17 protein-coding genes and 1 tRNA gene are annotated in these 19,874 nt (G+C 67.5%); 12 read left to right on the plus strand and 6 right to left on the minus strand.

Annotated elements, in window-relative coordinates; all coding sequences use genetic code 11:
- The first annotated feature begins 42 nt into the window (after positions 1-42).
- The 3 genes from pyk to N802_RS09680 all read left to right on the plus strand — a co-directional run bounded on the left by pyk (position 43) and on the right by N802_RS09680 (position 2,351).
- A complete protein-coding gene (gene pyk / locus N802_RS09670; RefSeq protein WP_035915390.1) occupies positions 43-1,500 on the plus strand; it encodes a pyruvate kinase in 1,458 nt (485 codons plus the stop codon).
- 60 nt (positions 1,501-1,560) lie between these two features.
- A tRNA-Leu gene (locus N802_RS09675) sits at positions 1,561-1,643 on the plus strand.
- Positions 1,644-1,730: 87 nt separating this feature from the next.
- The gene (locus N802_RS09680) at positions 1,731-2,351 is read left to right on the plus strand and encodes an ANTAR domain-containing response regulator (protein ID WP_035915393.1); all 621 of its coding nucleotides are present in this window, start codon (positions 1,731-1,733) and stop codon (positions 2,349-2,351) included.
- Between the two features lie 61 nt (positions 2,352-2,412).
- Here the strand turns inward: N802_RS09680 and N802_RS09685 are convergent, their stop codons facing one another.
- Entirely contained in the window at positions 2,413-3,210 is a 798-nt protein-coding gene (locus tag N802_RS09685) for a DUF554 domain-containing protein (RefSeq protein WP_035915396.1), read from the minus strand.
- Between the two features lie 117 nt (positions 3,211-3,327).
- On the opposite strand from N802_RS09685, the gene N802_RS09690 reads away from it, so the two are divergent.
- Entirely contained in the window at positions 3,328-3,897 is a 570-nt protein-coding gene (locus N802_RS09690; protein WP_035915398.1) for a GNAT family N-acetyltransferase, read from the plus strand.
- Positions 3,898-3,912: 15 nt separating this feature from the next.
- Here the strand turns inward: N802_RS09690 and N802_RS09695 are convergent, their stop codons facing one another.
- Entirely contained in the window at positions 3,913-4,323 is a 411-nt protein-coding gene (locus N802_RS09695) for a hotdog fold thioesterase (RefSeq protein ID WP_052109785.1), read from the minus strand.
- Between the two features lie 71 nt (positions 4,324-4,394).
- Here N802_RS09695 and polA point away from each other — a divergent pair, with 71 nt between their 5' ends.
- Both polA and N802_RS09705 read left to right on the plus strand, forming a co-directional pair.
- Positions 4,395-7,064 carry a DNA polymerase I gene (polA, locus tag N802_RS09700; protein WP_035915401.1) on the plus strand — a complete coding sequence of 890 codons (2,670 nt, stop codon included), beginning with the start codon at positions 4,395-4,397 and terminating at the stop codon, positions 7,062-7,064.
- Positions 7,065-7,206: 142 nt separating this feature from the next.
- Positions 7,207-7,635, plus strand: a complete 429-nt coding sequence (locus N802_RS09705) for a hypothetical protein (RefSeq protein ID WP_035915405.1) — start codon at positions 7,207-7,209, stop codon at positions 7,633-7,635.
- Here the strand turns inward: N802_RS09705 and N802_RS09710 are convergent.
- Positions 7,586-8,860 (minus strand): MATE family efflux transporter, encoded by a 1,275-nt coding sequence (locus N802_RS09710; RefSeq protein ID WP_035915407.1) that lies wholly within the window; start codon positions 8,858-8,860, stop codon positions 7,586-7,588. The genes N802_RS09705 and N802_RS09710 overlap by 50 nt on opposite strands.
- Entirely contained in the window at positions 8,857-9,618 is a 762-nt protein-coding gene (locus N802_RS09715; protein WP_052109745.1) for a class I SAM-dependent methyltransferase, read from the minus strand. Before N802_RS09715 ends, N802_RS09710 begins: the two co-directional genes overlap by 4 nt.
- Positions 9,619-9,706: 88 nt before the next feature.
- Here N802_RS09715 and N802_RS09720 point away from each other — a divergent pair, with 88 nt between their 5' ends.
- From N802_RS09720 to N802_RS09735, 4 genes are read left to right on the plus strand one after another with little or no spacing between them, the layout of a single operon-like run.
- Complete coding sequence (locus N802_RS09720) at positions 9,707-13,414, plus strand: alpha-(1->3)-arabinofuranosyltransferase domain-containing protein (protein WP_035915409.1); 3,708 nt, start codon at positions 9,707-9,709, stop codon at positions 13,412-13,414.
- Positions 13,411-13,776 (plus strand): hypothetical protein, encoded by a 366-nt coding sequence (locus N802_RS09725; protein ID WP_035915411.1) that lies wholly within the window; start codon positions 13,411-13,413, stop codon positions 13,774-13,776. Before N802_RS09720 ends, N802_RS09725 begins: the two co-directional genes overlap by 4 nt.
- On the plus strand, positions 13,773-14,486 hold the full coding sequence (locus N802_RS09730) for a hypothetical protein (protein WP_035915414.1): 714 nt from the start codon (positions 13,773-13,775) through the stop codon (positions 14,484-14,486). Before N802_RS09725 ends, N802_RS09730 begins: the two co-directional genes overlap by 4 nt.
- Positions 14,483-15,223, plus strand: a complete 741-nt coding sequence (locus N802_RS09735; RefSeq protein WP_052109747.1) for a class I SAM-dependent methyltransferase — start codon at positions 14,483-14,485, stop codon at positions 15,221-15,223. The genes N802_RS09730 and N802_RS09735 overlap by 4 nt, the downstream gene beginning before the upstream one ends.
- Before the next feature lie 28 nt (positions 15,224-15,251).
- On the opposite strand, the gene N802_RS20460 is transcribed toward N802_RS09735, so the two are convergent.
- On the minus strand, positions 15,252-16,463 hold the full coding sequence (locus N802_RS20460) for an acyltransferase family protein (protein WP_169743413.1): 1,212 nt from the start codon (positions 16,461-16,463) through the stop codon (positions 15,252-15,254).
- Between the two features lie 142 nt (positions 16,464-16,605).
- On the opposite strand from N802_RS20460, the gene N802_RS20465 reads away from it, so the two are divergent.
- Together N802_RS20465 and N802_RS20215 are read left to right on the plus strand one after the other, a co-directional pair.
- Positions 16,606-18,351 carry an MmpA family trehalose lipid delivery protein gene (locus tag N802_RS20465; RefSeq protein WP_035915420.1) on the plus strand — a complete coding sequence of 582 codons (1,746 nt, stop codon included), beginning with the start codon at positions 16,606-16,608 and terminating at the stop codon, positions 18,349-18,351.
- The gene (locus tag N802_RS20215; RefSeq protein WP_156971353.1) at positions 18,348-18,485 is read left to right on the plus strand and encodes a hypothetical protein; all 138 of its coding nucleotides are present in this window, start codon (positions 18,348-18,350) and stop codon (positions 18,483-18,485) included. Before N802_RS20465 ends, N802_RS20215 begins: the two co-directional genes overlap by 4 nt.
- 156 nt (positions 18,486-18,641) lie before the next feature.
- Here N802_RS20215 and N802_RS09750 read toward each other — a convergent pair whose 3' ends face one another.
- On the minus strand, positions 18,642-19,790 hold the full coding sequence (locus tag N802_RS09750) for a glycosyltransferase family 4 protein (protein ID WP_052109749.1): 1,149 nt from the start codon (positions 19,788-19,790) through the stop codon (positions 18,642-18,644).
- Between the last annotated feature and the right edge of the window lie 84 nt (positions 19,791-19,874).

Here is a 19,874-nt window from a genome sequence, read left to right on the forward strand (position 1 = left end):
GCACCGTCACGGTGCAAGCGTTCTCGCAGCTACGCTGAGCGCATGCGTCGCGCGAAGATCGTCTGCACCCTTGGACCGGCCACGTCCAGCCCCGACCAGCTCCGCGAGCTGGTCCGTTCGGGGATGGACGTGGCCCGGTTCAACCTCTCGCACGGTGAGTTGGCGGACCACGCCCGGGTCTACATGGACGTCCGTCGGGCCAGTGACGAGACGGGTCACGCCGTGGGGATTCTCGCCGACCTCCAGGGTCCCAAGATCCGGACGGGCCGCTTCAAGGACGGCTCGGTGACGCTTGAGGAAGGCGCCCGGTTCACCATCACGAACCGCGATGTCGAGGGCACCAAGGACGAAGTGGGCACGACCTACGCAGGGTTGCCCGCGGATGTGTCGGCGGGTGACACGATCCTGATCGACGACGGCAAGCTCAACCTCACCGTGGTGTCGGCGAACGACACCGACATCGTGTGCGAGGTGGTCGAGGGTGGGGTCCTGAGCAACAACAAGGGCATCAACGTCCCGGGTGCCGCGATGAGCGTGCCGGCCCTGTCCGAGAAGGACGAGGCGGACCTGCGGTGGGCCCTCGACACCAAGGTCGACATGATCGCGCTCTCGTTCGTCCGCAGTGCGGCCGACCTCGAGCCGGTGCACCGGATCATGGACGAGAAGGGCGTCCGCATCCCGGTGATCGCCAAGATCGAGAAGCCTCAGGCGGTCGAGAACCTCGACGAGATCGTCCGAGCGTTCGACGGCCTCATGGTGGCGCGTGGTGACCTCGGCGTCGAGATGCCCCTCGAGGCGGTCCCGCTCGTCCAGAAGCGTGCCTGTGAGCTCGGTCGTCGGAACGCCAAGCCGGTCATCGTCGCGACACAGGTCCTCGAGTCGATGATCAGCAACAGCCGCCCGACACGAGCCGAGGCCTCCGATGCCGCCAACGCCGTCCTCGACGGAGCTGACGCCCTCATGCTCTCGGGAGAGACGAGCATCGGGGAACATCCGATGGAGGCCGTCACGACGATGGCTCGCATCATCGAGAACATCGAGGAGCACGGCCTGGGCCGGATCCTGCCGCTCGACACCAAACCCCGCACCAAGGGCGGCGCCGTGACCGCGGCGGCTGCCGAGATCGGTGAACTCGTGGGGTGCAAGTACCTCATCACCTTCACCGTGAGTGGTGACTCGGCGCGACGCCTCGCCCGCGTGCGCCCACGGATCCCGATGTTGGCCTTCACCCCGAACCAGTGGACGCGGTCGCAGCTCGCCCTGACGTGGGGCGTCGAGACGTTCATCACTCCGGCTGCTCGCCACACGGACCAGTTCGCAATGCAGGTAGACGAAGAGCTGCTGCGTGGCGGACGAGCCGAGGAGGGCGACCTGGTCGTCATCGTCGCCGGATCGCCGCCGGGGATACCGGGTTCCACCAACGCATTGCGTGTGCACCGGATCGGGGACGCCAAGAACCGCGTCGCCCCGGCCTACGAGGACGTCGCGGCCACCCCCTGAGTCCTGGGCGGGAGCCGGCTCGGACCACTGCCGGGCCACCGTTAGACTGTCCACACCCTCGCCGGGGTGGTGGAATGGCAGACACGGAGCACTCAAAATGCTTTGCCCGCAAGGGCGTGCGGGTTCAAGTCCCGCCCTCGGCACGCTGCGATGTCGTGAGACTCAGCACCGCCCTCGGCGCCCTGGTGGCCTTGGCGATGACGTCTCAGGACGTCCCCTAGGCTGAACCCGTGAGCACAGAGACCCCCGCGCCTGCGGCCCCAGAGAGCACGCCCGTCGCCAAGCGCATCCTCGTGGCCGAGGACGAGGCCATTATCCGTCTCGACCTGGCCGAGATGCTGGGCGAGGCGGGCTACGACGTCGTTGGACAGGCCAGCAACGGTGAACAGGCCGTCGAGTTGGCCACGGCCCTCAAGCCGGACCTCGTGATCATGGACGTCAAGATGCCCGTGCTCGACGGGATCTCCGCGGCCGAGCAGATCGGCAAGGATCGGATCTGCCCGGTCGTCATGTTGACCGCGTTCAGCCAGACCGAGCTCGTCGAGCGGGCCCGTGATGCCGGCGTCATGGCCTACATCGTCAAGCCGTTCACGGCGACCGACGTCGTGCCGGCCATCGACATCGCCATGTCGCGCTGGGGCGAGCTCAAGACGCTCGAGTCGGAGGTGGCTGACCTCGGCGAGCGCCTCGAGACCCGCAAGTCCGTGGACCGCGCCAAGGGCGTGCTCATGACGAAGCTCAAGATCACCGAGTCCGAGGCGTTCCGCTGGATCCAGAAGACCGCCATGGACCGCCGGATGGGGATGAAGGAAGTCGCCGACGCAGTCGTCGCGGGCATGGAGAAGGCCTGACGGTCACCACGCGCTCTCTGGACTGATCCCGTATGCCGGCCGGCCGGCATACGGGATTACCTCACCTCAGTGAGATGACGAGTTGCGTGAGCAGAGGGGCGACGACGAGAGCGGGCAACATGTCGGCGACCGGAACGTCCTTGATCCGTAGGAGCCGCAAGCCGATGCCGGCGAGCATGAGGCCGCCGGTCGCCGTCAGGGCGAGGATGTGTGGTTCGGGAAGGATCGAGCCGAGCAATACGCCGACCACGGTGAGGGCGCCCTGGACGACGGCCACGGAGCCGGCGGACAACAGGACCCCCACGCCGAAGGTCGAGGCGAACGCCAGCGCAGCAAAGCCATCGAGCACGGACTTGAGCAGCAGCTGGTCGATGCCCCGTCCCAGGCCGTCGGACAGCGAACCGAGGATGGTCAGCGGGCCGACGCAGAAGAGCAGCGAGGCGCTGAGCCAGCCCTCGATGAACTTCTCGCGGGCTGACGTCGGATGTGCCGCGTCCGCTGTGTCGTCGACGTCGGCCAGGGCGGGGGAGCGGCGCGAGAACCAGAGTTCGATGCGGCCCGCCAGGGACTCGAGCCGATCGCCGATGCGCAGGAGCGACCCGGCGATCGAGCCGATGAGCAGGGACCCGAGGACGATGAGGACGGGGGCGCCGGCGCCCGTGGCGTCGGACAGGACGACATCGGTCACACTCACCGCCGACAGGCCAGCCATGAGCAAGGTGGTGAGTCCGAGGCAGTCGGTCACCACAGATCGGGTGCGGTCGGGGAATCGGTGACCGATGGCCATGCCCAGCAGGGCGCCGATGACGACAGTGGCGACGTTGATGGCCGTGCCCAGCCCGGGGAACGAGGGATCCACGCGGCGACTTTACGGCGACGGAAACCGAACTCGCCGAAGGGCTACCCACGAAGGCCCCCGGACCCGTAGTGTCAGCACGTCAACCACGCAGGGGCTGTGAGATCGAGGAGGGCGCCGGTGGCGCGCAGCATGGTCGAGGTAGCCGCCGTACCCAAGGACGACCTCCATGAGCTCATCGGTTTGTGGCTGACATCGAAGATCGATGCCGGGGTGCCCCTCGAGGTCGCGACGCGCTTCGCCAACGAGGGACGGCTCGAAGCCGCGCTGTGCCGACCCGATGTCCAGGCTCATCTGGCGCGGATCGACGGTCGACCCGTGGGCTACGTCGTCACCACCGAGAACCCGTTCGGGCTCCAGCCCGAGCCCGAGATCGCGATCGAGCTGCTCTTCGTCGATCCGGTGGCGCGCCGACATGGTGTCGCCCGAGCACTCCTCGCAACCGTCGCCACTCTGGCTGAGCGTGCGGGCTCTCATGTCGTCGTGAGCAACGTGCCGACGCAGAGCCGCGAGGCCCATCGGTTCTTCGCGCGTCTCGGGTTCTCGTCGGTGATCGTGCGGCGAGTCGTGGGGACCACGCAGCTGCGCCGTCGGCTCGCTCCTCAGGGCAGCATCACTGCGGCGGCAGTCGACCAGTTGATCCGTCGTCGCCGGTCGCTGCGCTCGGTGGGCGGCTCGCGCGCGAGCTAGTTGCCGTCGGATCCGTCAGGCGCGGGGAGGGGCCTCGCGCACGAGGCAGGTGATGCGCGACGTGCAGATGCGCTTGCCGTCCTCGTCGGAGACAACGATCTCCCACGAGCACAGGGTGTTGCCGAGCGAGATCGGCGTGGCGACGCCCGTGACGAGACCCTTGCGGGCCGCACGATGGTGGGTGGCGTTGATGTCCGTGCCCACGACGATCCGTCCCGGCCCGACGTGGAGCGCCGAGCCGATCGAGCCCAGTGTCTCGGCGAGCACCACTGACGCACCGCCGTGGAGCAATCCGTAGGGCTGGGTGTTGCCCTCGACCGGCATGGTCGCGACGATCCGTGCGGCTGAGGCCTCAGTGAACTCGATGCCCATCCGGTGGGCGAGGGTGTCCTCGTTGAGCTTCATGATCTCGTCGACGCGCGGCATGAGGTTCTCGGACGTGCTGCTCACAGTGGTCGCCTTCTCTGCTGTCGGGGGCTGGCCATAGGGTGCCATGTGTGAGTCGCCTCCTTCTCCTCGACGGTCATTCCCTTGCCTACCGCGCGTTCTTCGCGTTGCCGGCAGAGAACTTCTCGACGAGCACCGGTCAGCACACCAATGGCGTCTACGGCTTCACGTCGATGCTCATCAACGTGCTGCGGGACGAGGCACCCACCCACGTGGCGGTCGCCTTCGACGTGTCGAGGCAAACCTTCCGATCGGAGGAGTACTCCGACTACAAGGCAACGCGATCCGCGACTCCGAGCGAGTTCAAGGGACAGGTGGATCTGGTGCGCGAGGTGCTCGACGCGCTCCGGATCAAGCATGTCCAGCTGGACGGGTTCGAGGCCGACGACGTCATCGCCACCCTCACCACGATGGCCGAAGCCGAGGGCATGGAGGTCGTCATCTGCACCGGCGACCGCGACGCCTTCCAGCTCGTCACGCAGAACGTCTCCCTCATCTACCCGGTGCGCGGCGTCTCGGACGTGTGGCGGATGGATCCCAAGGCCGTCGAGGAGAAGTACCTCGTGCCGCCCGAGCGCTACAGCGACCTGGCCGCCCTCGTCGGGGAGACCAGCGACAACCTTCCCGGCGTTCCCGGTGTCGGTCCCAAGACAGCCGCGAAGTGGCTCGGGCTCTACGGCGATCTTCAGGGCGTCGTGGCCCACGCCGACGAGATCAAGGGCAAGGCCGGCGAGTCGCTGCGCGAACACCTCAGCGGTGTCCTGCGCAATCGCCGCCTCAACCAGCTCGTGCGCGACCTGTCCCTCCCTGTGACGATCGCCGACCTCGAGCGTGCGACCTGGGACCGCGAGGAGGTCCACAAGGTCTTCGACGGCCTCGAGTTCCGGGTGCTGCGCGAGCGCCTCTTCGAAACCTTCGACGCCGCCCCCGATGAGGCGGAGGGTGGCTTCGACCTCGACGCCTCGGTCCTGACGTCGGCTGAGGTCAAGCCGTGGCTCGACGAGCACGCCACGACCGATCCGACTGGGATGCACATCGTGGGTGCTTGGGGTCGCGGCACCGGGGACGTCACGGCGGTGGCGCTGGCCACGGAAGGTGACGCGGCGGCATACATCGACGTCACTGTGCTCGACGAGGAGGGCGAGAAGGCACTCGCCGACTGGCTGGGCGATGGGTCGCGGCCCAAGGTGCTCCACGACGCCAAGGGTCCGATGCACGCTCTCGCGGCGCGGGGGACGCCCTTGCGCGGGGTCACGATGGACACGGCGCTGGCGGCCTATCTCGTGAAGCCGGACCAGCGCAGCTTCGACCTTGCCGATCTCGTCGTCCGGCATCTCGGGCGCGAACTCAAAGCGGAGGAGCACGCGGGCGGGCAGGGTCTGCTCGACTTCGGCACCGAGGACGACGTGGTCGGTCAGGACGCCATGGTGCGCGCTCGCGCTGTTCTCGACCTGTCGGTTCCCCTGAGTGAGCAGCTCGAGACGACGGGCGGCACCGAACTGCTGCGCGACATCGAGTTGCCGCTCGTCGACATCCTCGGTGCCATGGAGCGTACCGGGATCGCCGTGGACACAGACGCGCTCAGCGCGCTGGAGGCGGACTTCGCAGCCAAGGTGCGTGAGGCCCAACTCGATGCCTACGACGCGATCGGGGGCGACGAGATCAACCTCGGCTCGCCCAAGCAGCTGCAGACCGTCCTGTTCGAGACTCTCGGCCTACCCAAGACGCGTCGGACCAAGACCGGCTACACCACCGATGCCGACGCGCTGACCGACTTGTACGCAAAGACCGAGCACCCCTTCCTCGAGGCGCTGCTGCGGCACCGGGACGCGACCAGGCTCCGGGTCACGGTCGAGGGACTCATCAAGTCCGTGGCAGAGGACCAGCGGATCCACACGACCTACATCCAGACGATCGCCGCGACTGGGCGCCTCAGCTCGACCGACCCCAACCTCCAGAACGTGCCGATCCGCACCGAGGAGGGGCGACGCATTCGTGAAGTCTTCGTCGTCGGTGATGGCTACGAGTCCCTCATGTCCGCCGACTACAGCCAGATCGAGATGCGGATCATGGCGCACCTCTCGGGCGACGAGGGGCTCATCGAGGCGTTCCGCACGGGGGAGGACCTCCACCGCTTCGTCGGTGCTCGTGTCTTCTCGGTAGCGCCCGAGGATGTCACGGCCGAGATGCGGAGCAAGGTCAAGGCGATGAGCTACGGCCTCGCCTATGGGCTGTCGGCGTTCGGACTCTCCAAGCAGTTGTCGATCTCGACCGGTGAGGCGCAGGGCCTGATGGACGAGTACTTCGCCCGGTTCGGCGGGGTCCGCGACTACCTTCGTGAGGTCGTGGCCGAGGCACGCGCCACGGGCTACACCGCGACCATGCTCGGGCGCCGCCGCTACCTGCCTGACCTGACGAGTGACAACCGGCAGCGCCGGGAGGGCGCGGAGCGGATGGCCCTCAACGCTCCGATTCAGGGCTCGGCCGCCGACATCATCAAGCTCGCCATGAAGGGCGTCGACGGAGCGTTGCGCGAGTCGGGCGCGAAGTCACGCATGCTGCTCCAGGTGCACGACGAGCTCGTGCTCGAGGTCGCTCCGGGGGAGCGAGACGACATCGAGGCGCTCGTGCGCTCCGAGATGGGACGGGCCATCGAGATGGACGTTCCTCTTGACGTCAGCGTCGGCCTGGGCCGGAGCTGGCACGACGCCGCACACTGACCCGTCGCCCGGGCGGTAGGCCGTCTGATCCTTCGCAGAAGGTCACGTTCGTCTGTGCGAAAGGCCCTCACAGTCGTACGCTGCGATCATCGGCATCGGTCGTCGATCAGGCGCCTGTGCCGCTCGACGGACGGAGCGCGCCGTGACTATTGCCCGAGTCATCAACATCTCGATCGGTGTCCTGACGCTGGTCACGAGTTTCGCGGCGTCATGGTGGCGCTACGCCGTCGATGGCGCCTTTGGCCCGTCGATCGTCCTGACCTCGGCCATCTTCGGTTTCGTGGCGATCACGCTGATCATGTCGCTGCGGCGGACGACCTCGTCCGAGCCCACGACGGGCAACGCGGGGATGGTCTGGCTGCTGCTCCTGATCCTGACGACCGCGGCCACGTGGGAGGTCATTCCGGTCCTGAGCCGTCCCACGGTCGGCATCCTGCTGGCACTCATCGCAGGGCTGGCCATCGGTGTCGCGGTGGTGCCCGGAATGAACATCGGCACGGACGCCGACGATTCCAGGGGGATCAGCCGTGGACGGCCGGGGCCCTGGGGCGGCCGCGGGGGACGCTGGTGACGATCCCGACGAGGGTGACGACCACCGAGGCGATGAGGAAGGTCGTCGCTACCTGTCCCACACTGTCGTGCCGCCACAGCTCCACGACGATTGTCGCAACACCCACGGCCGCCCACACGAGGTAGCCCACGATGTGACGCCCACGGGCCGCGCCCCAGAAGACCAGCACCTGCGAAAGAGCCCATGCGCCTCCGAGTGCCGTGAATACGGGGACCAACTCGGCAAGATGCGTGTATGCCGGTCCGCCGACGATGCGGATCAGCGGACTCGAGAGAACGGCGGAGGCAGCCACTCCCACCGCGACGATCGCGGCCGTGCCACCCAGGGCGACGAGCAGGGGGCGCACGCCCTTGGCGCGCGACATGTGGGGGAAGAGCACCGTGGCAAGGAAGGCCGGACCCCAGAAGGCGGCCTTCGCAAAAAGGCTGAGAACGGCATACGAGCCCGAATCCTCACCCGACAGGACGTGGCGGGCAACGGGGGTGTCGATGGTTGAGGCAACGAGCAGCGCCGAAGTGCCGGCCATCCCTGAGAGCACTCGTCGAACCTGTGTTGGAACGTCGGCGTGCATCGTGCGGCCCAGGTGGCTTCGGACCAGAGTCAGGACCGCGAGGGCGAGGAGCCAGCTGGCGACGGCGGTGAGTGCCATGACACCGGTGACGCCCCACCCGAGCCACGCCGCCAGCGCACCGCCCGCCGTTCGCGCAGCGGACGCCACGGCGTACACCGTGCCGAGGGCGACGAAGCGTTCTGCACCCTGGAGGCTGCCCTGCACGGCGGCGATGAGGCACGTGGGCAGCATCGAGGCAGCGACGAGCAACACCGGCAGAGGTCCGTCGAGGTGGAGCAGCGGCACGATCACGGGGGTCAGGAGGGCGACGGCGCCGGTGACGATGAGCCCGACGATGAATCCGGTCCGCACCGCCGTTGCCTGGGCGTCGGGTCGGTGGAGGGCTACCCGCCACGCACTGACCAGCTGCGTCGACAGCGCCGCGACACCCGCGATGATCACGAGGTTCAGGAGTGAGGCGACGGCCCCGAGTTCTTCGGCGCCGAGTTCCCGATTGAGGACGAGGAAGAGCGCGTACCCAAAGATGTTCGCGAGGAGCGTCCCGGCTCCGACGACGCTGGCCCCCAGCCCGTGGCGCCCCCTGCGACTGGAGGGCGGCGCCGGCGCGGGGGCCGGAACCGATGCGTCCGTCGGGTGGGGAGCGCTCTCGGTCACGAGGTCGTTGTGCTGGCGGCCGGCTTGCGAATGACGTACATGAATGAGGTGTATCGCGGCCCGGCCATGTACTCGCGCTCGACGTGGACGACCTCCGCGCCTGCCTCCCGCAGGGTCGCCTCGACCTTGGCCCGCTTGAGCGGGTGGAACTCCATGACGTTGTCGTAGCCGTAGCGGCGCCGCCGGTAGACGTTCTGCCAGGAGTTGGGAAGCCGCCGGACGATGCCCTCGATCGACCAGTCCCCATGGCTGGGAACGGTGAACGCGGCCACGCCACCGGGCTCCAGGACGCGCACGAACTCCCTGAGATAGCCGGTCTTGTAGGCGTTGGGGATGTGTTGCAGCACGATGATGCTCAGCAGGAAATCGAACGTGTCGTCCTCGAACAGGGAGAGGTCCGACTTCTCGTTGAGGTGGTACGTGACCCGATCGCCGGCCCGGTTGTGCTTGCGCGCGAGGTCGACCATGGAGGACGCGATGTCCACACCGTCGGCCTTCTCGAAGTGCCCTGCGAGCCCCTGCGTCAGGCGGCCCGCGCCGCAACCGAAGTCCATCGCGCGGCCCTTGGTGGCGGGCGAGGCCTGCACGCGATCGAGCATCTTCATCACTTCGTCGACGGCTTGCCTCCCTGTGGCGAAGAAGTCGTCCTCATGACCCTCCCACCCCCTTTTGTGGCGCTCGGGGTAGGCGAGGATCGCCCAGAGGGGATCGACCTTGCCCAGGCCATCCCAATTGCGTCGCAGATCGTCGAGACTCATCGGCGGTTACATTAGTACCCGCTGGTAGCCAACACGACGGAGTGAAGTGAAGAGCACATCTCGAAATCTGCGAGGTCGACTCGCTGAGGTGTCCACGGAGACCCGTGTCCTCGTCACGCTGTCCCTGCTTCTGGCCGTGGTCGTCCTCGCCAACGCCTTCGGCGTGCTCACTCCCGACACCAAGCCCGAGATCTTTCTCCAACCTGCGCAGACAGCGGCTCGGTTCAGTTCGTCGTGGCTCGATACGCCCAACCTCGGGACGTCGAACTACAACGCAGGCGTCGTCCCCGTCGCAGCGATGTTCTCGCTCCTCGACGTCGTGGGCATCCCTGCCTGGCTGATCATGCGTCTGTGGCGCTTCGGGCTGATCCTCGCGGCCGCCTGGGGAGCACGGCTGGTGATGAGAGAGCTGCTCGGGGATCGCGTCGGGTCGACCAGTGCCAGCGTGGCCACGGTCGCGGCGGCGGTTGCGTACGCCGCGAACCCCTATGTCCTGGTCGGTGGCGGCACAACGCCGACCATGCTGCCCTACGCGCTGCTGCCGTGGCTGGTCGTCTGCTGGTTGCGAGGTTTCCGCGCTCCGTCATGGCGCTGGGCGGCCGCGAGTGCTCTCGTTCTTGCTGGGATGAGTGGGCTCAATGCCGGTGTCGTGCCGCTGATCCAGCTCATCGTGATCGTGCCGGTCGTCCTTCACGCTCTGTACGTCGAAGGCCGCCGCTTCTGGTCCGTGACGTGGCTCATCGTTCGCACCGGCCTGATCTATGCCGTCCTTTCCGCCTATTGGTTGGTGCCGGCGATTGCCGCACTCGGCGTGGGAACCTCGATCGCGGAAGCAACCGAGTCGACGGATGCGATCAACGCCGTGAACTCCTTCCCCGAGGTGCTGCGCGGGCTGGGCATGTGGACGCTCTACGGAGGCGACGCGGCGGGTCCGTTCGACCCGGAACGTCTGTCCTATGTCATGGGGCCGATCGTCATCCTGCTCACCTTCGGGGGGCCGATCCTGGCCGGCTTGGCCGTGCGACTGTCTCGCTCGTCGGCGCGCTTGTTCGGTGCGACGAGCATCCTCGTCGGGGCCTTGGTCATGGTGGGAACGTTCCCCACGGACGACAAGAGTTCTTGGGGCCGCCTCGTGGCGGCAGCACTTGACAACATTCCGGGGCTGATCGCGTTCCGCACCACGAACAAGGCGGGGGCTGTGCTCGAACTGGGCATGGCCGTGCTCGTGGGCCTTGCCGCGCAGGCGATCCTTCCTCACCTCAAGACGTCGACCCTCCGATGGACCGCCTTCTGGAGCACGGTGGCCATCGTCGCGGGTTCGGTCGCGCCCGCACTCAGCGGCGGAATGTACTGGGTGCGGATGGACGTCCCGGACTACTGGAACGAGGCCGCCGGCGCGGTCAATGCTCGCCCGGGAGACAGCCGAGTCCTCATGGTGCCCGGCACGGGCGTTCCCGGATACTCGTGGGGCTATACCGGGCCGGACGAGATCGGCCCCTCGCTCTTCCGGCGGCCGTTCGTGTTCCGCAGCGCCTCCCCGTCCGGAGGGGTCTACTCGGCCAACCTTCTGGCCGAGGTGGATCGGCGACTGCAGCAGGGAACGCTGCCGCCCGGGACGGTCTCCGCACTGGCCGCATACATCGGGGCTGGCGACGTCGTCGGCCGCTACGACGTTCAGGGCACCCGCGAGATCGGCGCCCGGGTGGAGCAGCAGTTGGAGGCCGACCCCGGGCTGGCACCTGCCGTGGGCTACGGTCCCGCCGAACCCGCCCATGGGGCCCCCTCACCGGCCATGGTGCGCTCCGTGGCCGGCGAGCTGCCGGTGACGTCGGCGGCGGCACGAGCGGCGGCGGGGTCGCTCGTCGTGGACGGCGCAGGCACCGCGCTACCGAGCCTTCAGTCCGCCGGCCTCCTGGAAGATCGTCCTGGCCTTCTTCTCGGCGGGTCTCTGGACGACACACAGTTGTCAGATGCGTTGCGTGACGAGTCCCGAGTGGTCCTCACCGACAGCAACGGGCGCCGGGAGTGGAGCAACCACAATCCAGCAGTTGCTGGACCCCTCCTCGAAGCGACGGTCGAGCCCGACTCGACGCGAGCACTGTTCGACACCAGCGACCAGACCGTGGCCGTGGTCCGGGGCAACGCCCGCTTGGAAACACGGGGGGAGGGGCTCCTGTTCGGACCCCATGCGTTCGGCAACGTGACGCAGGCCTTCGACAACGACCGCACGACCGGCTGGCAATTCGGCAACTTCCGCACAGGGGTGGGCAATGCCGTGGTCGTCACTCCGCGAACGGCGCTTCCGATGCCGACGATCGTGCTGTCTCCCATGCAGGGCGGGACGAACCGCATCACTGATGCCAAGGTGACCGCGGTCGTGAGTGGACGATCCATCGTCAAGGACGTGAAGTTCACGGCGTGGAACTCCTTCCCGGTGAGTGTCGAACTCAGCGGAGAGCCGGTGTCGAGCCTCACGATCGAGGTGACTGGCGTCGAAGGCGAAGGGTCCAGTCCAGTCGGCTTCGCTGAGATCTCCATTCCAGGGATCACCATCGACAGGGTGGCGGCTCTGCCCACCCGCCTCACACGAAGGCTGCCACCAGCGGCCGAGACAGCAGGCGTCGATCTGGACGAGGTCCCCCTGGATGTGATTCTGCACCGCAGCCTTGGTGACGCGAACGGACTCTCGACCGAGGAGCCCCGCCTTGAGCGCGAGTTCACTCTGCCCGATGAGCGCCGATTCGAGGGCTCCGGCACCGTTCGCCTCGCTGGTGGCGTGACGGACGCAGAGATCGACACCTTCGCGGGCATCAGTGGCGAAGTCGTCGCGCAGTCGAGCTCGCGCGCCTTCGGCAATCCCAACGCGCGTGCCTCGATGGCACTGGACGACAGGGGCGGCGACCCCGACGAAAGCACGGCCTGGGTCCCCAACGAGCCAGTCGTGGGGGAGTGGATCTCGGTCGACTTCCCCCAGCGGAGACTGTCGTCCTTCACCTTTAGCCAGGGCGAGGGTGGGAGCCGGGGAACCAAGGCTCTGGTCTCGGTGAACGACGGCGAAACCTTCGAGGTCGCGCTCGACGCCGGAACCACCCGGATCACTCTCCCCGAGCCGGTCGACGCGACGAAGGTGCGCCTGCTCTTCACAGAACGCACGGGCGCTGGCTTCGTGCGCGTCACGAACATCGGGTTGCCGCGTATTGGAGAAGCCGGTGAGCCTCCGTCGGGCTGCACGCAGGTCGGGACCATCGATGGTCAACCACTCGAGGCCGATGTGCGCGATGGATTTCCCTATCTGCTGGAGGGGCAAGCGATCCCGTTCAAGGCGTGTGGTGCAGGCCTCGCGTTGGGGGAGGGTCGTCACCGGCTCGCCAGCGTCCCCACCTTCGCCATCGACGACTTGCGCCTCACCTCAACGGGCACCCCACCACAACAGGTTCAGCGGCCCACCTACACGGTGGTGCGGCGCGGCTCGTCCTCGATGGATCTCCGCCTGACGTCCGGGTGCTCCCCGTGCCTGGTGTCGTCGGGGCAGGCGTTCGACCCGCGCTGGACGGCGTCGGTTCGGGACAAGGATCAGGGTGCGCCCCTGGTCGTCGACGGCTTCGCGGCCGGCTGGCGCGTCAACGCTGCACCGGGTGACGTCATTCACATCACGTTCGGGCCTTCTGGGACAGCATTGACCGCTTGGCTGGTCAGCGGCGCCGCGTTGCTCGCCTGTCTCACCCTTCTCGTGGTGCGACCACGGGCCGGAGGCAGACCGACCACGAAGCATCGACGCGGAGGGAGCAGACCATGACGACGTCGACGCGCCCTGCTCCGACATCGACTCGCCCGGCTCCCTGGGAGCCCGTTCTGTGGCTCGTCGTCGCCATCTGCGTGTGGGGAACCGTCGGCTGGCTTCCGGCGATCGTGGTTCTCGTGCTTCTGGTCGCAGAGCGCGTCATTCGCCCCGGCAGTCACGTCCTGAGCACCGCAGCCGTGGTTCTCTTGGCCGCGATTCCGGTCGCGTGGTTCCTCGGATCGTCCCTTCCGCTGTACCCGCCCGCCCCTCGCCTCAACGACAACACCCTGGCCCACCAGCTGGGCGGCCTCGCCATCTGGACGCTGTTCCTCGCGGCGTGCGTCGAAGTCAACCCCGAAGAAAGTGACAAGGTATGAAGTCCGTGGACACGGCCCACGTGTGGATCGCTCGCCTCCTGCGCATCGCTGCTGCGCTGCTCCTCGGAGCCGCCATTACCGTGTGGGTGACGCCGGTCAACGCACTGGGTAGCAACCTCGTGCCAGTCGGGTGCGGATCGCCCGCCACCCCGGACGCGGACCCGCTTGCAGACTTCGTATGCCGTGATCTCGTCTCCTCGGCCAAGGCAACGTCCGTGGCGCTCGCGGCCGCCGGTGCGGTCCTGCTCCTGCTCAGCGAACTTGTCGTTCCGCGCCTCCGCGGTCGGCGTTGGGTGCAGGGGGCAGCGGTGGCGTCGGTCCTCGCGGTCCCCGTGTTTGCCCTGGCCGCAGCGTCATTGCCGGTCAAGGTCGCCTCGTCCGGCGCCGACGGGACGTTGATCCGATGCGGCACGCCGCTCGCCCCGGCCACCGATGTCATCTCCGGAGCCATGTGTGGCCAACTGGCGGACCGTGAGCGGTCCCTGGCCTTCGGGGCCATGGCGCTCTCCCTCCTCACGATCCTCGGCGGCGGGTACGTCGCGAAGGGTTTCGGGTCCGAGGAGGACTCCGAACCGGTCACCCTCCTCGAGCAGGACCCGGAGCGCACGCCCGAGCGCACGGACTTTGACGGGGAGTGGGGCACCGTTGACAACCGTCAGGGTGTCACCTCGGCCTCCTACGAGACCCGCTCATGGGATGACCGTTCATGAGCTTCGAGGAGTACTACCAGGGCAACGTCACTTACATCTCGCGGGTCGATCCGCGCTTGGCGCGCATCATCGATCTCGTCACGGAGCTGCGTCCTGCATCCTTGCTGGACATCGGGTGTGGTCGGGGCTTCTTGCTCGAACAGCTCGCCGACAAGGGCCTCACGGGCCTCACGGGCGTGGACGTCTACGACGACGTCGCGAGCGAGCGTTTTGCCTACGCCCGTGGCGACGTCACCCAGAAGTTGCCCTTCGATGATGCGTCGTTCGAGTGCGTCGTCGCTGGCGAGATCATCGAGCACGTCCCGGATCCCGACAGCTTCCTCCGAGAGATCCGACGGGTACTGGTGCCGGGCGGAACGTTGGTGGTGTCCACCCCGAACATGGTCTCCTGGGCCAACCGGGTGCTCGTGCCCTTCGGGGTCCAGCCCCTCGGCACGGAAACGAGCAGTGAGATCGCGTTGGGCCGACGTCACCGGGTCCTTGGCCAGGGAAACCAGGTCCAGGGCCACCTCAAGGTCTTCACGTTCCGTGCGTTGACCGAGATCCTCGAGCGCTACGGCTTCGACGTGCGGCGCCGCGAAGGTGTCCCCGCATTCTTCCCCAAGCCCATCGACAGGTTCGACCGTTTCGTGTCCCGGCGGGCGCTCTCCGTGGCCTCTGGATTGCTCTATGTGGCGACGTCACCCACGGGAACCTGGCCCACCCCGGCAGCAGGTCGGAGGCACGAGGGCTGCTGAGGAGCGGCGGCGCCGCCGCCGCTCGCGATCAGCGAGAGTGGACCGGGACGCCCTTGGACCACGCGATCGCAGGCTTCTCGACGAACCTGTAGGTCGCGGCGGCCAAGGGGATCGACACCGCGAGCAGAATCGCAATCCAGATGAGCAGGCCGGCGAAGCCGGGTTGGATCCTGACCTCGCGGGCCAGCAGGAGCATGAGCGGCATGTGCCAGAGATAGAGGCCGTAGGACCAGCGACCGGTCGCGACGAGCCAGGGCATCGCGAAGAGGCGATTCAGCCAAGAGCGCTCGTCGCCTGCCGCCACACCGATGAGCAGGACAGTGGCGATGATCGTGCAGGCCACCGTCCGGATGAGAATTTCCTGGAAGGTCCCGGCCGTGAAGGTCCACGCGCCCCCGAGCGTCGAGTTGCCGATCAGGGCACTCGCGATGGCAATCCCCGCGACGAGAGAGGGCTTTGAGGCGAGCCACTCCAAGGAACGCATCGTGCCCTGCCCATGACGTGCCACCAGCATCAGGTGGGCGACTGCTGCACCGCCGAGGAAGCAGAAGAGGAAGGCGGGCAGCCACAGGGGAAACGTGATGAGTTGACCCAGGTCAGTGATGTGGAACATGACGAAGTACCGCCAACCGAGCGACACCATGATCGCGATGCCCAGCGCGGCAAGGATCGGGCGTGCGGGCTTGTCCGGCCAGAAGCGCCGGCCCAGAGTCGCGACGAGGACACCCACGACGGGCACGATGGCATACCAGGAGAGTTCGGTCCCCAGACTCCACGTGTGCTCCATTCCGGGGCGGAGCCCATCGGCTGCGGCCGTATTGGTCAGCGTCAGTGCTCGGAACCAGCCATCCGCACCGACTGGGCGCGAAAGCGGCAGGAGCAGGGCGGCCACGACGAGCACCACGAGGTAGGCGGGGAAGATGCGCCAGAGCCGGCGACGGATGAAGCTGTCGAGGGATGGTTTCGGGGCGGCACCGATGATCCACTTGGACCACGGCTGGATGAGCAGGAAGCCGGAGAGCACAAAGAGGGCAATCGGCCCGTAGGCATGGAGCCCGAACCACGGGTACGCGGTGAGCCCGGATCCGTGGACGAATACGACGGTGATCGCTGCTAATCCGCGCAGGCCGGTGAGCCCGTCGACGTGTCCGCCACTGGCAGCGCGCCTACGGCCGCTCCGGGTCTGTGTCTGCTCGGAGAGGATCTCGGGACTTGATGCGGCCACATGGCATTGGATCATGAAGTTACTGCTGCGTACTTGAAGTTGGGTAACGTCTCCATTGCGGTGGGGCGTGTGCGGCTTGGCCGACTGTGCTGTCGTAGGGCCGGCAATCATCGAAGCCCGCACAGCCGTGGCGCCTGATGCACATAGGCTCGGGCCCATGACCGGGAACCGTCCGGGCTCATGGCCTCGCCAGGTCATCGTTCCCGTCTTCGTCGCGGTCGCGCAGGCTCTGGTGATCCTCGGCCCCGCGATGGGCAGGGGAGTGGTCATCACGCATGACATGCCGTGGTCCCCCCGTCCGCTGTGGACCCCCTTTGTTCTCGGTCTCGACACGCCCGCTCCCCGCGCGGTACCGAGCGATGCGGCGATGGTCCTCCTCGGCAAGGTCCTGGGTCCGTCCATGGCGCAGCATCTGGTGCTGCTCTCCCTGCTCGTGGGGCTCGCGCTCGGGGTGGTGGCGCTGGTCTCGGAGATGGCCCCGCACGTGGGTGTCGTCGGTCGCTGTGTTGCTGGGGTCGTCGCGGTGTGGAATCCGTTCGTGTCTGAGAGGCTCGCCGTCGGGCAGTGGGTGGTGGTCCTCGGATTGGCGGTGCTCCCGTGGGGCCTTCGTGCGTGTCTGCGTGTGCTGCGTGGAAAACCTGCCTCGTATGCCGTCTGCGTCGCCATCGCGGTCGCGGCCATCGGGGGCGTGAATTCCATGCTGCTCGTGTCGGGGAGCATGCTGGTCCTGCTGGGGCTGGGGATGGCGGTGAAACCGTCGGCACGGATCGCTCGCGGTATCGGATGGGCTCTTCTGGTCTCGGCTGGGGGAGCCTCGGCCTGGGCGCTGCCGGCCCTGACCGCCGCCGACGGAGCAGGCATCATCGGAGGCATCGACGAGTTCGCACCCGCCGCTGATTCGCCGATGGGAGTGGTGGGCTCACTCCTCGGGGGTGGTGGCTTCTGGAACGCGGCGACGCACCCGGAACCCCGCCAGCACATTCTCATTGCTGCGTGCTCTGCCCTGCTGATGGTGGTGGGGGTTGTGACGACCGTCCTCGCCGTGCCAGGTCGTCGCGCGGCGATGACCGGACTCGTCGTGGTGTTCGCAGCGGTCCTGGCGCTGAGCGTGGTCGGCGCCGCACGACCGGTGTGGACGGAGGTGGTGAACGCGGTTCCGGGTGGCGGCGCGCTGAGGGACAGCCAGAAGCTCATCGCCGTCTGGGTCGTCCTCGGTGCTGCCGGGTTCGGAATCTTTGCGGATCGTGTGGCAAGTCGATTGTCCAGCGCGTGGAGGGGGCCGGTGGCCGCACTCCTCATCGCTCTGCCGATGCTGCTATCGCCGCAGCTGGTGTGGGGGATCGGCGGGCGACTGGAGGCGGTCACGGTGCCTTCGGACATCGAGGCAGGCCTGTCCCGGCTTGAGCAGGCTCCGCCGGGGGACGTGGGACTCCTTCCATGGAGCCAATACCGGCGCTACGAATGGAACGAGGACAGGGTTTCGCTCACGCTGGCGCCTCGCGTGATCGACCGCGTCGTCCTCTTCGATGATTCCCTACCGCTGCGCTCTGGCGTCGTTCCCGGCGAGAACCTGCGCGCCGCCGCGGTGTCGGAAAGAATCGCGGGAGGGGCATCCGCCGAGGCAGCCCTTTTGGATGCTGGCGTTCGCTACGTCGCGGCGGAGCTCGGGACTGGGCAGGACGTGGACACGACATTCCTGAGAGCCCAGGGGCACGTCGTCGTGGACGAACCCCACCTGCTTGTTGTTGACCTCGGCCGCGGGTCCGAGACGGCCGAGGCGAGCGGGGCCGTCCGAGCAGGGTGGGCCGTGACGATCATCACGCTGATAGGCGTTCTTTGTGCTTGCGCGGTGCGTGGAGTGCGCTCGAAGTTACCGGTGGGTCTGATACGCTCCCGTCCATGATGTCTGCTCTTGCCGCCACTGTGACTGGCGTCGTCCTCGCCCTGTTCGCCGTCGTTGGCGGTGTCTCGGCCATCTCGCCGACTCCCAACGCACCCGCTGCGAGTGAGAACGTCGTGGTGTACGACGCACCGTGAGGTGACGGCCACCCGAGTGGCCACGAGAAGCCCCGCCGCGCACTGCGCGACGGGGCCGTTTCTTGTGTCTGTGCCGGGATGAGTCCGCGCGGACATCCCCGTGGTGCGTGCCGGAACCGCCCGCGCACCACGAGGGCCGCGCCCGCGGTCGTGCCGTCAGCTGCGGGACGATGCGTTCAGCGACTCGGCCACGACGTCGTGTGATTCGGCCACGACATCGAGGAGCAGGCGCTCCCACTTCTCGACGGTCTCGTCCCAGTGGAACTGACGAACCCACGTCGACACCTCAGCGCTCATGCGCTCGCGCAGCTCGTCATCGTCAAGAAGACTGCGAATCGCGGCGGTGAACTCGGACTGTCCGCCGTCGACCAGGAGTCCGGTCCGGTCGTGAACGATGGAGTCCGTCGGCCCGCCTGCCTCCGTGAATGCCACCGTGGGAGTGCCGTGGACGCCGGCTTCCACCACCACGAGTCCCCAGCCCTCCTTGAGGCTCGGCATCGCGTGGACCCAGGCGCGCGCCAGCAACTCATGCTTCTCCTCCTCGGACACGTGGCCGTGGAAGGTGACGTGCTTCTCGACTCCGAGGTCACGCGCGATGTCCTCGAGGTGTGGCAGAGACCAACCAGAGCCCACGACGTCCAGGGTGATGTCGGGGTAGTCGTGCGAGAGTTCTGCCACGGCACGCATCGCGATCTCGACGCGCTTCTGGGGTACGAGGCGGCCCAGGACGATGAGGGAGGGGTTGAGCGAGCGGGGAGTGTCGTCCAGGGGCACGGCGTCCGTGCCGTTGTGAATGACCTCGATGCGATCCGGCGCGATCCCCAGACCGCCGAGTTCACGCCGGGTGGACTCGCTGACCGCGACGTACGGAGTGCGTCGGTAGACAAGTGGGGCCAACTTGGATTCGAGCCACCAGCCGGCGTGGCTGAGCCGCGGCCCGAACAGCACCGGCCACTGCTCCTTGTGGACGTGGTGGACCAGGTTGACGACGGGGCCGCGCCACGTCAGGGGGCTGAGGTAGGGCACGCCGTTCTGGACGTCCACGACCACGTCGACGTCGTACTTCTTGATGAGGTGGGACACGACTGATCGTGCGTAGATGTCGAAGCGCCCACCTTTGCGGACGTAGTGGACGCCATCGACGACCTCGTGCGGGAGTCCGCCGGGATAGGCGGCGGTGCGGAAGATGACGCGGTGCCCCTTGGCTGCCAAGCCGCGGGCGACCGTGACGAGATACTTCTCGGCGCCGCCAGCCTCGGGGTGCTCCATGTCACGCCAGTTCAGCATGAGGATGCGGAGGGGCACTCGATCTCACCTCGGTCACGTGATGGACATCGTTGTCGTGGGTCACAGCGCCGGGCCTGTCGGGATGGTTAGATTCCGGTCATG

This window comes from Knoellia sinensis KCTC 19936, assembly GCF_000768705.1.
Lineage (GTDB): Bacteria > Actinomycetota > Actinomycetes > Actinomycetales > Dermatophilaceae > Knoellia > Knoellia sinensis.